Below are 13092 nucleotides of genomic sequence, written 5' to 3' on the forward strand. Positions count from 1 at the left end.
AATACTAATATCTGTAACATCTGTATTTTACAAAATATATCTAACAATTTGGGATATTAATTCAACAGTCTTTTTGATTGCATTTTTGTTCTCAAATTTTGGGTTTAATTCATCTAATTCCCATTTCAAAGGATTTAGTTGGATATATTTTATAATTTCATTGTATGAATTTTCATTTCTAATTATATGTTCATAATAATTTCGTTGCCACAAGCGTTTATCAAATGGTTGCCAATTTTTGGTTTTTACACCGTTGATGTATGCGTTGGTTGTCATGGTTTTAAACCATTGAATTATTTTATGTAGGGGCGTACCTGCGTGTTCGCCCTTTTCTAATTTAGGGTCAACACATAGGTTGACCCCTACATTTGATTTAATATCATTACAAATATGAATTACACAATGAAAATGGTTTGGCATAATCACATATTTACCACATTGTATATTGGCAAATTTATTTTCTAAATCACGGTAAATTTCATCAACCATTAATCCTGCATCATTTAAACACATCTGACCATCAATAATATTACCAAACAAACATTCACGATTATTGACACATATTGTGACAAAATATGCACCATTCGATGAATAATCATAATTTTTTAACCGCAAATTTTTACGATTTTTAAAATATTTTGTTTGGTTATTTTGGTTCATCATATTACATTTTTTTGTCGTAGGGGCTAACCTATGTGTTAGCCCTATTTCATATTATGGTTTATATTTCATAACGGGTTGACACGCAGGTCAACCCCTACCATACATTTTCACAATTTTATTATTTGTCGTAGGGGCAGATTCTATATCTGCCCTTTTATAATCATATTCCAAATTTTTAAATTAGGGTCGAAATGGATTCGACCCCTACCATAAATTCTATCAATTTATCTATAAATCTCCCTCTGCAACTGCAAATAGCTTTCTTTTAACTGTGCCATACCGCCAAAATCATTGGCAAGTTCCGAAACTGTCCCAAGACCACTTAACTCAACTAATGACGGTAACCTTTTTTGCTCTAGCTCAACCACGCCATCTTTTTTATACTTATTTAAGACAAAAAGTAGAAACTCCCTCGCCTTAGCATTTTGTAACTGTTGTATAAACTCTGATGACTCTGCAGCAACTGCCCTTTGTTCACGAGTGATAATATCTTTACTAAAAACCAGATGATTTAGCACATCATAGATATCGCTATCTTTTGCTTTAAATATCGCTTTGATATTGTCGATATTTTGCCCAAAGCTTAACATCTCCTCAAGCTTGTCTAATAGTGTTTGCCTATATTTAGGATTTGCCCAAGCATCTTTGAGAGCTTGCTCATTATGCTGGCAATATTTACCTAATACGCCTATTAGTTGCTCAAGATATTCTTGTGTTGCAATTGGTCGCCCATCAACTCCGACATAACTAGTCTCTATATCTAGTACTTTGAGCTTACGCCCTTTGATTGTGATATTGATTGGCTCGTGTTTTTTAGGCTCATCATCTTTTTCTTTAAGATTTTCTATAGGATCTATTTCTTTAACTTCTTTTGTATCATCTTTAGATTTGCCATCAGCTTTGACATCTGTAACCGCATCAGCGACACCATCCCAATCTTTATCATAGAATTTATCGCTCGCTTTAACAAAATCTAGGATTGTAAAGAAGTCTTTACCCTCAAAAGTTCGAGTACCTCTACCGATTATCTGTTTAAACTCAATCATTGACTCTATCGGAGCTGTCAGCACGATATTGCGGACATTTTTAGCATCTACACCAGTAGTTAGCATTTTTGATGATGTCAAAATTACAGGAATATCTTTATCATTATCTTGAAACTGCTCGAGGTAATCACGACCAATTTGTCCTTCATCAGAAGTCACCCGCACGCAGTAGTCAGGATTTTTAACCTTTTTAAAGTTATCTATCGCTAGCTTTAGTTCTAGTGCATGATTTTGATTTTTACAAAATACGATAGTCTTATCCATCTTGTTAATATTATCTAACACAGTTTTTGCAATTAGCTCATGGCGTTGTTGACTAGTGATAGTCTTCTCCCAATCGCTAATACCATAGACTTTATTTGGCAAATCTCCATCTACACTATCATGAGTATTAGGTCGATATTCATCAATATTTGTTGTGATACGTTTGACCTTATACGGAGTCAAAAAACCATCGTTGATACCATCTTTGAGGGAATACTCATAAATAGGCTCACCAAAGTAATCATAAGTATCACCATTGACATCCCTTTTAGGTGTAGCTGTCAGCCCTAGATATACGGCACTAGAAAAATACTCAATAATCTCACGCCATGAGCTATCATCATTAGCACTACCACGATGACACTCATCTATAATTATCAAATCAAAGAAATCTGCTGGGTATTGCTTATAATATGCTGTTAAGCTGTCATCCTCACTATCTGTAGCTAAATACTGGCGATTTTTATTCTCGGCTACTGCTTGATAGATTGCAAAAAAGATATTACCACTAATTGGCACTTTACCACCATTTTTCTTAATCGAAACACCTTGTAATCTTTTACAATCATTCTCTAGCGGGTTAAACTCATTCATAGCTTGTTCTATCAAGATATTTCTATCTGCCAAGTACAGGATTCGCGGCTTTTTATTACCTATATCATTTTTTCGCTATCTTGATTCAAGCACTCTATATGCTATCTGAAAAGCTATATATGTTTTACCAGTCCCTGTCGCTAATGTTAGTAAGATTCTATCTTGACCACTACTAAGAGCATCTATAGTTTTTTGTACAGCTATCTTTTGATAATAGCGTGGTGTCTTTGTCCCATCTGAGAAAAACTCTTGTGTAATGACATTTTGTCTAACTTTATTAATATTTGGATATTTACGCTCAAAAAGTTCTCTAGGTGTCGGAAACTCATCTATATCTTGGCTTTGACCTGTTGGGATATGATACTCAAGGATATTATGCCCATTTGTTGAGTAAACATATTCAACATCTAGTGCTCTACCATACGTGATAACTTGTTGCAGACCTTGCTTATAGTTTACATCTTCTTTTTTTGCCTCAACTATGGCTAGGTTTATATCTTGATAACGTAATAGATAATCTACAAACTTTTTTTCACCTCTAGCGCCACCAGCTTGTTTACGCCCATCTGTAAAATAATATTCACGTGTAATACTACGTTCATCCCAGCCACTATCACGTAGTTTTGGGGTTATAAGTTTAGCCTTGGTATCTGCTTCAAAATATGACATTTAGGAGATCTTTAATCACATATATTTTATATAATATGATTATTAGCTTAGCTTTTCTACTAGAAACTAAATATGTCTAATTAAAATTATAATTGTCTTAAAATAACTTTTACATTAGCTTAGATCTTTAATTAATTATCGATATATCATATAATCTCTTCAACAAAAAAATATCATAAATAAGATGTCTATTTCTAAGCGAGTAGCTATTTTAGCATTGTCGTCACTATTTATATCTCTAACAGGCTGTGAAACTGTAAGCAATATATATGATGAATACAATCCTTTTCAAGAAACTGTAGCAAAACCAACAACTTATACATGTCCTAAAAATCAAGTTGGCGATTTAATTAAAAATGGTGTAGGAAATAGTTATACATTAGTAGTTGATGATATATCGATAAGAGATGGTAATGTTACTAATCTTTTAAGAAGAAATATGCCTTTTATTTATCAAGGTAAAAAAATCGATCATATATGTACTACACACGTCACAGATATGAGTAATCTTTTTGAAGATGCTAAAGAACTCAATGGTAATATTACTGACTTTGATACTTCAAATGTTAAAGATATGAGCTATATGTTTGCTCATGCTGATACCTTCAATCAGCCTATAGGTAATTGGAATACTTCAAGTGTGACAAATATGGATCATATGTTTTATAGAGCTAGAGCATTTAACCAACCCTTACAAAACTGGAATGTTTTCAGTGTTAGAAATATGGATTATATGTTCCCTGGTACTTATAAGTTTAACCAACCACTTAATGCTTGGAATGTCTTTAATGTAGTTAGCCACGAACATTTCACATCTCCAACATCTGGTTTAGATCCAGAGTTCAAGCCAAACTTCTTAGTATTTACATTCTCTGTTAATTTAGATACTCATAATCAAGCAGAAGATAACTAATTTATTTCTTAGCTTTTTTAAACCTAACTTATAAATTATAAAAAATAATTTTACAGCTATAAAAAAATATTCTTTCTAAGAAATCTCATTATAATCTCAATATACAAATATACTTCTACTCTTTGATAAAAGTATTAAATATTAAAATTATGCAAAATAAGTACTTAGCCTATTATCCAATGATATTAATGAGCTGTTACTGGGTAATTATAAAAGCTGGACTACCTTTTGTTGACGATATGAGTCATTTTTTTGATGTCTCACATCAAAGTATTCAGCAGATTCTATCTTTATCGCTCATTATTTCATCAATATCTCCTCTAATATCAGGACCTTTAATTGATCACGTAGGACTTAAACGCTTTGCTATATATGCAAGCATTCTAAGTTTTATAATAACTGGCATAATGCTTTTAACTGCAAATATTATAATATTTACATTAGCTTATATTATCGCAACAAGTATTATCCTTTCTCTTTCTGTATGTTCTAGAGGTTTTCCTTTTATTTATTTTAATAATATTCAACAAAAGCAGCATGCAATATCTATAGCCTTTATGGGAGTGTATTTTTGCTCTTTTATAATTCCATTTTTCTCGGGTTGGATTGGATTTTATTTAGGCTGGCAGTTCGGCTATGTACTAGTGCTTGCTTGGCTTGTAATTATAATCATTGCAATTGCTAAATTAAAAGAAAGACAAAATAGTACTCAACAAACTAGCTTTATAAAAAATATTACAACTATATTCTTTCATTTAAAAACAAAATGGTTTATTCGCTATACATTATTTGTAGCAATTTTAGATGCTATTGCATGGACTTATATTATTGCTTTACCATTTTGGTTAGCTGATACCTTCAACATTAGTGCAAAATATCTAGCCTTTTACTTGTTCCCATTAGCACTTCCAGGATTACTTTGCCCTATAATTGTTAAAATCTTAGATAAGTTTATACATAGAAATTCCATAATTAAACTTGGGCTTATAATTCTTATATTAAGTGGTATATTGGCAATACTAGTTGGTCTAAAAACATGGGATTATGCTTTTATATATGTCATTCCAGGGGTATTACTTAACTTAGCATCTTCAATAACATTCTCTATCGCAAGCACTAGAATATTTACAAATGTAAAGACATTATTTAATGCCGCTTCAGGACTATTCTCACTAATTCAATATTTTGCTTTTGGAGCACTTGTATTTATTGAGTCATATATATCTATAGACCTATTTTATTTAGAGGGAGTTTTGATTTGTGTTTGTGGTGTGTTGCTAATTATTTTACAAAGACATAAAGATTAAACAGATTTTGCTAAAAAGTCCTTATACTCATCTAATAGACTAAAAATATTAATTTCATTATCTAACTGATTTAATTTCTGACGAAACTCTTTTGAGTTGGGCATATCTTGGAGATAAAAACTTGCATGAGTACGGATTTCTTTAACAGCTACTTTAGCAGTTTTTAGTTTTATAAGGCGTCTTAGATGCTCACCTAATACCTCAACTCTTTCTATTGCTGTAGGTGGAGGAACTATTTCTCCTGTATTTAGATACTCTGCAATTTGTCTAAAAATCCATGGATTACCACGTGATGCACGCCCTACCATTACAGCATCAACACCTGTGTGATCTATCATTGCTTTAGCACTATGTGGACAGAATACATCTCCATTACCAATCACTACAGTATCGACAGCTTTTTTAACATCTCGGATAATATCCCAGTTTGCTTTACCAGTATACATCTGCTCTCGAGTACGTCCATGTAATGCTATAGCACTCACTCCAGCATCTTCACAAGCTTTAGCTACTTCAATAGCATTGATATTTTCATCATCCCAACCTATACGCATCTTTACAGTAACAGGCTTATGTACAGCATTTACTACTGCTGTCAGTATCTCATGAATTCTATTAACATCTTTAAGAAGTGCTGCTCCTGCTTGGAGTTTCTTAGCAATCTTAGGCATTGGACAACCCATATTTATATCTAAAAAATCACATTCTGTATTTTCTGCAATATACTTGGTTGCTCCAACAAAGCTCTCTAAATCAGTACCAAATATCTGAATACCAAGGGGTTTTTCACTATTTTCCATATAGAGCATTTCCATGGTTTCCCAGTTACGATCTACCACTGCTTTGTTACTAACCATCTCGGTATATATCAGTCCTGCTCCATGCTCTTTGCATATAGTACGAAAAGCACTATCACAAAAACCTGCCATAGGCGCAAGTACAACGTTATTTTCTATTTCAATATCAGCTATTTTAAAGCCCATTTTTGACACCATCTAATAAGAACCATTGTCCCATCTGTTTTAGTTTATTAAAGCTTATGCCATATTTCTTAAATTCTGCTTGAACTTCATCAACTTGATTTTCTATTATCCCAGATAAAGCTAACCTACCATCCTGCTTTAGACTTTCGGTAATACTTTCAACTAAGCTTATTAGCACATTTGAAAAGATATTTGCTACCACTAAGTCAAACTTTTTTGTCGGTGAGTTATCACTAAAGTGGGTCTTTTCTGTCACATTATTTTCTGCAGCATTTTTAATAGATGACTCTATAGAATTTGGATCAATATCTATACCTTCGGCATAATTTGCTCCTAATTTCACAGCACCTATAGCCAAAACTCCTGTACCGCAACCATAGTCTAAAACTTTAGAGTTCTCAGTCACATGATCTTCTAACCATTCTAAGCACATCTTTGTAGTCTCATGATTGCCGCAGCCAAAAGCAATACTTGGGTCTACGATAATATAAGTGTGATCATTATCATTTGGTAACTCACGCCAATTTGGATAGACAACTATATTTCTACCAACTTTAATTGGATCATAATCATATAGCCAAGCAGCTTCCCATTGCTGATCTTTTATAACTTCATAATCTATCTGGCTTTCTAAGATATTTTTAAACTCTTCTTTAAGTGTACTTATAATAAGATCTATATCATAGTGGTTTTCATACAATACTATAACATTAACAATATCATTAGCTTTATCAACTCTTGTTATAGAGCCTGCATTATTGTTAAAAAGATAGTCTTCAATAATCTCAAAAAAATTAGATTTTACACTAAACTGTAATTGGTGCCATTGTTGCATTTTATAAAAATAACTCAAAACTTTATATATCGTGAAATGATACTAAATAAAATAATTAACAGCTAGATTAAATTAATCATTTAATATTTGACTAGTACCAAATTTGAATTATCTATAAAGCTTTTTCTTGATAGTTTAGTTTACCTAGTTTTTCTTAATAAAACATGATTTATGAACCTTAATACATAAACTGCTAAAAATCCAGCAGTTGCTACAAGTATACCAGCTACAAAGCTACCTAAAAACAATGGTTGCCAAAACTCATGTAAATGATTTAGCATATAAGTACCAAATGTTTTCCAATCTGAAATGTCAACCTGCTCTCCAAGCAAAAAACATCCAAATATATAATTGCCTAGATACATCGGCACCCAAGTTAAAGGATTGCTAATCCACACAGTTGAAATAGCTGTTGGAATGTTTGCTTTCAAAACTACTGCTGAAATAATAGCTGGAGTCATCTGTAATGGTAAAGGAATCATCATCCAAAAGAACCCAACAAAAACACCTCTTGCGACACTATCATAATTAGCAATCCATAGACTTTTATTTGTAAGTTTATGTGCTACAAAGCCCAAAAATTTTGAGCTCTCTAATCTTTTTCTTTTCCTGATTAACCTTCGAGCTCTTTTTGTATTTTTCATTTCTTTTGTTTTCTTTGATAAAAATAGTTCTTATATAAGAGTTGTAATGACTGATCTAAAATACTATAGACATACAACATAAATTAAGACTTTGAAATATTACCTTACTATGGCTGACTATAAGACCAGAAAAGCCTTTGAGCATCTTGATCGGGTCTAAACTCAGTCTCTCTATTATCTATATATTCACCATATCTTGAGTTAATAAATTCTCTATCTGGTGGTACATAAGCAGAGCCTTCCGCCATTTCCTCTTGAACTTCTGGCCCTTCATACATATATGGACTATATACATATGCATAGCTTACAACAAAACTTAATATCCCTACAGACATTAAAACAATTTTTTTCATAGTTTATATCTCCTAACTAAGACCTTTATTAGTCTACATTCAATTATAGCTTGTTTAACTCTTATATAAATAAAAATTAACTTTAGAAGAACTATTTTTTGTTACAATAACATCTAGATAAATTCTATACTTAAATAATAAAATGCAAGAATATAGCAAAAAATATAACAAAAAAGCAATTTTACTAATCAACCTTGGTACCCCAGATAGTTTTGATGCTAAATCTATAAAAAAATATTTAAAAGAATTTCTATCTGATAGAAGAGTAATTGAAGTTAACTCAATCTTATGGAAATTAGTATTAAACCTAATTATTTTACCTATTCGTTCAAAAAAGAATGTTCACTCTTATGAAGCAGTTTGGAATAAAAAGCACAATAAATCTCCATTATTGCTTTATACAGAAAACCTTGCCAAAGAGTTAAATACAAAGTTAGATAACTATATAGTTGATTGCGCTATGCGATATGGTAATCCAAGTATTGAAAGCAAGATTAAAAGCTTACAAGAACAAGGAGCTACTGAAATAATAATTTTCCCACTATATCCGCAGTATTCGGCAACTACTACAGCTACTGTTTATGATGAAGTTTATAGAGTTCTATCAAAACTAAGATGGCAACCTACTATTAAAGGTATAAACCCTTATTATGATAATAAATTTCATATTAGAACTATTAGCCAGCAAGTAAAAGATCACTTACAGAATTTAGACTATACTCCAGATACGATATTATTTTCATTTCATGGTTTACCAAAAGAGTATTTTGATAAAGGTGATCCTTACTATTGTCATTGTCATAAAACTTACCGTTTAGTTAAAGAATCTTTACAGAATAACTACCCAAAGATAGATTTTGAATTATCATTCCAATCTCGCTTTGGACCTAAAAAATGGCTAGAGCCATATACTACTATCAAACTAGACGAGTTTGCTAAGCAAAATAAAAAAGTAACTGTTATAGCTCCTGGTTTTAGTGTTGATTGTTTAGAGACTTTAGAAGAACTAGCGATCACTGAAAAACAGGCTTTCTTAGATAAAGGTGGTAAAGAGTTTAGTTTAATACCTTGTCTAAATGATTCTCAAGAACATGTTGAAATGTTATACAATATAATTATAAATGAGTAAGCTAATGTAAAGGCTATGAAAACCTATATTAAAAGTTTGATTATAATTGTAGCAATAGTTCTCTCCAGTAGCTTATGCTTTTCTTATGGAAAATACGGCAATATAGAAAGAAATGATGAAATAATTCAAAGAATTCAAGATGGAGGACAAGAGTATATATCAAAACAAACAACTCAAACAAACTCTAATAAACCATTATCAATAATATGGGTTCAAAAAGACTATTTAACTAAACAACAGGCATTAGATCTACAACAAAAAATTGATAAAGCTATTGTAGAAATTCGTAATACTTTAGAAATTCCTAAGAATGAAAGAAACTTTACTATACATTACTATGTATATGGAGCTCATGAAGCATCCCATGCTATAACAGGATATCATATGCTTGATAAAGCTCATCCAACAACTTTTATTACGTGGTATGCTCAAGGTAGATCTCCTTATGTACATGAAACTGTTCATATTATCGCTTGGCATTGGCGTAGTGTTTGGATCAAGGAAGGACTAGCGGTATATCTTAATCAAAAACTTGGTGGTGAGCCAACATTCCCTAACTTTGGTAAGAACCTAAATTTCTTAGCAAAAAAACATATCGAAAGTATATCCTCAAATGGCAACCTAAGCAGTATACTAGCAGATAAATATAAAGTCGGAGAAAATGGCCTAGTTTTCTTCAAAGGCCCTAAGGAAGAAAGAATTCATAAAAAGAAAATATTTTATATATTATCGGGTTCTTTCACTGAGTATTTATTTACACAATTAGGTGCTAATAAATTTATGCAAATCTATAATGCTAATAATACAAAAGAGGCTATAAATAAAGTTACAGGTAAAGCTATTTCTCAATGGGAAAATTCTTGGGCAAATTATTTAAGAAATACTAATTTTACAGAATATGAAAAAGAAAATTAATTCTCATAAAACAACATCTATTCATTGGTTTAGACAAGATTTACGCCTTACAGATAATCCTGCTTTATATCAAGCTAGTCAAACAGATAAAACAATTGCGATATTTATACTTGATAAAAACCAAGATATTGGTGATGCAAGTAAATTATGGCTACATCACTCTCTAATTAGTTTAAATAAATCTTTAGATAACAAACTTAATCTATATATTGGAAAACCTTTAGAAGTTATAAAAAAACTTATTAAAGAAAATAATATCACCGACTTCTACTGGAATAGATGTTATGACAAATATAGCATAGATAGAGATACTGAAATTAAACATTTTCTCCAAGAGCAAAATATAAATGTAAAAAGTTTTAATGGAAGCTTACTTATAGAACCTTGGGAATGTAAAAAAGACGATGGTACACACTATAAAGTTTATACTCCATTCTATAAAGAACTTATTAAAATTAGAAAATATAGATCAAATATTACTAAACCAAATTTTAATAACCTAATAAAGCTCAATGATTCAAGTGATCTAGACTCCCTAAAACTATTAGAACCAAAACACTCCTGGCAAAATATCATCAAACAATGGATAGTTGGGGAAAGTGCTGCTAGCCAAATACTTGAAGAATTTTTAGCAGATAAAGTAAAAAACTATAAAACTGCCAGAGATTATATGAGTCTAGATGCTACATCAGCACTATCACCCTATTTACATTTTGGTGAAATATCTCCAAATCAAGTTTTTAATGCTGTACAAGGCTTAGATACTATTGGAAGTAATGAAGAGCACTTTATAAAAGAACTTGTTTGGCGTGATTTTTCATATTATCAAATATATTACTATCCTGAACTTCATAATAAAAATATTAATCAAAAATTTGATAATTTTGAATGGGATAATAACTCAACTATTCTAAAAAAATGGCAACAAGGACAAACTGGCATACCTATAGTTGATGCTGGAATGAGAGAACTTTGGCAAACTGGTTATATGCATAATCGTGTACGTATGATAGTCGCTAGCTTTCTTATAAAAAACTGTCTAATTTACTGGAAATATGGAGAAAGGTGGTTTTTTGATACTTTATTTGATGCAGATATTGCTAGTAATAATGCTAACTGGCAGTGGGTAGCAGGTTGTGGTTTAGATGCTGCACCCTACTTTAGAATATTTAACCCAGTACTACAGTCTGAGAAGTTTGAAGCTCATGATTATATTCGTAAGTATGTACCCGAAATAGCTAATTTACCTAATAAGTTTTTAGTCAAACCATGGGAAGCTCCCGAGAGTATTCTAAATGATGCGAAGATTACTCTTAACAAAGATTATCCAAAACCAATAATCAACCTTAAAAGCTCTCGAGATAAAGCTTTAGATTTATATAAAAAGATTAAATAAGTTATTTCTAACAAGCTAAATTATTTATTCTTAATTGTTTATGGTTTATAGTAGATTATAGATTTACACTATAGGAGATTAATCTATGAATGATAAAATAACTTCTATCCAAGCTATGGAAATTTTAGACTCTAGAGGTAACCCAACTGTTAGAGTTTATATAGAACTTGAAGATGGTACACAAGCTACAGCATCTGTACCTTCTGGAGCTAGCACAGGTGAAAATGAAGCTGTTGAGCTACGTGATGGAGATAAATCACGTTACGGTGGCAAAGGTGTATTAAAAGCTGTTGCAAATGTTAGTGAAGTTATAGCTCCTGCATTGATAGGAATAAATGCCCATAAACAATCACAAATTGATCGTATAATGATTGAGCTTGATGGTACAAAAAACAAATCAAAACTTGGAGCTAATGCAATACTAGGAGTATCAATGGCTGCTGCGAGAGCTGCAGCACTATCTCATAAAATACCTTTATATCAATATCTTGGTGGTGCTGGAGCTAGAAGAATACCTGTACCATGTATGAATATCCTAAATGGTGGCGAGCATTCAGATAATAATGTTGATTTCCAAGAGTTTATGGCCGTACCTATTGGCGCTCAATCATTTAGTGAGGGCTTACGCTATGTAGCAGAGACTTTTCATATATTAAAAAATATTCTTAAAGAACGTAATCTAGTAACTAGCGTTGGTGATGAAGGAGGATTTGCTCCAAATGTCGAAAGTAATGAAGCCGCTATTGAACTAATTATAGAAGCTATTAAAAAAGCAGGCTATACCCCAGGTAAAGATATCGCAATAGCTATAGATTCAGCAGCAAGTTCATTTTCTCCAAATATTGATGATAAATATGATCTAAAATGGTCTGGAATTGGTAAAAAAACTAATCAAGATCTAATATCTTTGGCAAAAGAATGGGTAAAAAAATATCCAATAATTCTATGGGAAGATCCTTTGTCTGAAGCTGATTGGAATGGTTTTAGAGATTTCACAGCTGAACTTGGTGAGCATATAGAAGTAGTTGGAGATGATATATTTGTCACAAATACTGAATATATTTCTCGTGGTATAAAAGAAAAAACTGCAAACTCAGCATTAATTAAGCTTAATCAAATAGGTACTGTTTCTGAAACTATAGAGGCTGTAAGAATGTGTCGAGACAATGGCTGGCGTTATTTTATATCACATAGATCAGGAGAAACAGAAGATGACTTCTTAGCTGACTTTGCAGTAGCTATGGATGGCGGACACCTAAAAACTGGTTCGGCTTGCCGTAGTGAACGTATAGCTAAATATAATCGTTTATTAGAAATAGAAAGAGAGCTTGGAAGTGATGCTCTTTATTACTGGAAGTAACCATCTCATACTCAAACCTCA

11 protein-coding genes and 1 pseudogene are annotated in these 13092 nt (G+C 31.8%); 6 read left to right on the plus strand and 6 right to left on the minus strand.

Translation table 11 applies throughout. The features are described 5' to 3' along the window. Positions 1–27: 27 nt before the first annotated feature. Positions 28–663, minus strand: coding sequence for a transposase (locus R8535_RS03945; protein ID WP_329496863.1), 636 nt, complete (start codon positions 661–663; stop codon positions 28–30). A gap of 224 nt (positions 664–887) precedes the next feature. Further along, positions 888–3236: pseudogene (gene hsdR, locus R8535_RS03950) on the minus strand (EcoAI/FtnUII family type I restriction enzme subunit R). Between the two features lie 184 nt (positions 3237–3420). Here hsdR and R8535_RS03955 point away from each other — a divergent pair. Beyond that, positions 3421–4149 (plus strand): BspA family leucine-rich repeat surface protein, encoded by a 729-nt coding sequence (locus R8535_RS03955; protein WP_329496861.1) that lies wholly within the window; start codon positions 3421–3423, stop codon positions 4147–4149. A 149-nt stretch (positions 4150–4298) separates the two neighbouring features. Continuing rightward, positions 4299–5456, plus strand: coding sequence for an MFS transporter (locus tag R8535_RS03960; RefSeq protein WP_329496859.1), 1158 nt, complete (start codon positions 4299–4301; stop codon positions 5454–5456). Here the strand turns inward: R8535_RS03960 and dusB are convergent. The 4 genes from dusB to R8535_RS03980 all read right to left on the minus strand — a co-directional run bounded on the left by dusB (position 5453) and on the right by R8535_RS03980 (position 8271). Continuing rightward, positions 5453–6439: a tRNA dihydrouridine synthase DusB gene (dusB, locus tag R8535_RS03965; RefSeq protein ID WP_329496857.1), complete on the minus strand. Its 987-nt coding sequence runs from the start codon at positions 6437–6439 to the stop codon at positions 5453–5455. The genes R8535_RS03960 and dusB overlap by 4 nt on opposite strands. Next, positions 6429–7274: a 50S ribosomal protein L11 methyltransferase gene (prmA, locus tag R8535_RS03970; protein ID WP_329496856.1), complete on the minus strand. Its 846-nt coding sequence runs from the start codon at positions 7272–7274 to the stop codon at positions 6429–6431. Before prmA ends, dusB begins: the two co-directional genes overlap by 11 nt. A 140-nt stretch (positions 7275–7414) precedes the next feature. Beyond that, the gene (locus R8535_RS03975) at positions 7415–7918 is read right to left on the minus strand and encodes a DUF2062 domain-containing protein (RefSeq protein WP_329496854.1); all 504 of its coding nucleotides are present in this window, start codon (positions 7916–7918) and stop codon (positions 7415–7417) included. 107 nt (positions 7919–8025) lie between these two features. Continuing rightward, a complete protein-coding gene (locus R8535_RS03980; protein ID WP_329496852.1) occupies positions 8026–8271 on the minus strand; it encodes a hypothetical protein in 246 nt (81 codons plus the stop codon). 142 nt (positions 8272–8413) lie between these two features. Between R8535_RS03980 and hemH the strand changes: the two genes are divergently transcribed. The 4 genes from hemH (at position 8414) to eno (ending at position 13071) form a co-directional block, all read left to right on the plus strand. Further along, the gene (hemH, locus tag R8535_RS03985; protein ID WP_329496850.1) at positions 8414–9400 is read left to right on the plus strand and encodes a ferrochelatase; all 987 of its coding nucleotides are present in this window, start codon (positions 8414–8416) and stop codon (positions 9398–9400) included. Between the two features lie 15 nt (positions 9401–9415). Continuing rightward, the gene (locus R8535_RS03990; protein ID WP_329496848.1) at positions 9416–10315 is read left to right on the plus strand and encodes a hypothetical protein; all 900 of its coding nucleotides are present in this window, start codon (positions 9416–9418) and stop codon (positions 10313–10315) included. Continuing rightward, positions 10299–11711: a cryptochrome/photolyase family protein gene (locus tag R8535_RS03995; RefSeq protein ID WP_329496846.1), complete on the plus strand. Its 1413-nt coding sequence runs from the start codon at positions 10299–10301 to the stop codon at positions 11709–11711. Before R8535_RS03990 ends, R8535_RS03995 begins: the two co-directional genes overlap by 17 nt. Before the next feature lie 85 nt (positions 11712–11796). Beyond that, positions 11797–13071 carry a phosphopyruvate hydratase gene (gene eno / locus R8535_RS04000; RefSeq protein ID WP_329496844.1) on the plus strand — a complete coding sequence of 425 codons (1275 nt, stop codon included), beginning with the start codon at positions 11797–11799 and terminating at the stop codon, positions 13069–13071. Positions 13072–13092: the final 21 nt, after the last annotated feature.

It is taken from the genome of Francisella sp. 19S2-4, from assembly GCF_036281795.1.
Classification (GTDB): Bacteria; Pseudomonadota; Gammaproteobacteria; order Francisellales; family Francisellaceae; genus Francisella.

What these genes read in the sequence shown, in the direction of transcription:
- R8535_RS03975 (WP_329496854.1), bottom strand. Translation starts at nt 7,918, where the DNA reads ATGAAAAATACAAAAAGAGCTCGAAGGTTAATCAGGAAAAGAAAAAGA.
- R8535_RS03995 (WP_329496846.1), top strand. Translation starts at nt 10,299, where the DNA reads ATGAAAAAGAAAATTAATTCTCATAAAACAACATCTATTCATTGGTTT.
- R8535_RS03945 (WP_329496863.1), bottom strand. Translation starts at nt 663, where the DNA reads ATGATGAACCAAAATAACCAAACAAAATATTTTAAAAATCGTAAAAAT.
- R8535_RS03955 (WP_329496861.1), top strand. Translation starts at nt 3,421, where the DNA reads ATGTCTATTTCTAAGCGAGTAGCTATTTTAGCATTGTCGTCACTATTT.
- R8535_RS03980 (WP_329496852.1), bottom strand. Translation starts at nt 8,271, where the DNA reads ATGAAAAAAATTGTTTTAATGTCTGTAGGGATATTAAGTTTTGTTGTA.
- R8535_RS03990 (WP_329496848.1), top strand. Translation starts at nt 9,416, where the DNA reads ATGAAAACCTATATTAAAAGTTTGATTATAATTGTAGCAATAGTTCTC.
- R8535_RS03960 (WP_329496859.1), top strand. Translation starts at nt 4,299, where the DNA reads ATGCAAAATAAGTACTTAGCCTATTATCCAATGATATTAATGAGCTGT.
- prmA (WP_329496856.1), bottom strand. Translation starts at nt 7,274, where the DNA reads ATGCAACAATGGCACCAATTACAGTTTAGTGTAAAATCTAATTTTTTT.
- hemH (WP_329496850.1), top strand. Translation starts at nt 8,414, where the DNA reads ATGCAAGAATATAGCAAAAAATATAACAAAAAAGCAATTTTACTAATC.
- eno (WP_329496844.1), top strand. Translation starts at nt 11,797, where the DNA reads ATGAATGATAAAATAACTTCTATCCAAGCTATGGAAATTTTAGACTCT.
- dusB (WP_329496857.1), bottom strand. Translation starts at nt 6,439, where the DNA reads ATGGGCTTTAAAATAGCTGATATTGAAATAGAAAATAACGTTGTACTT.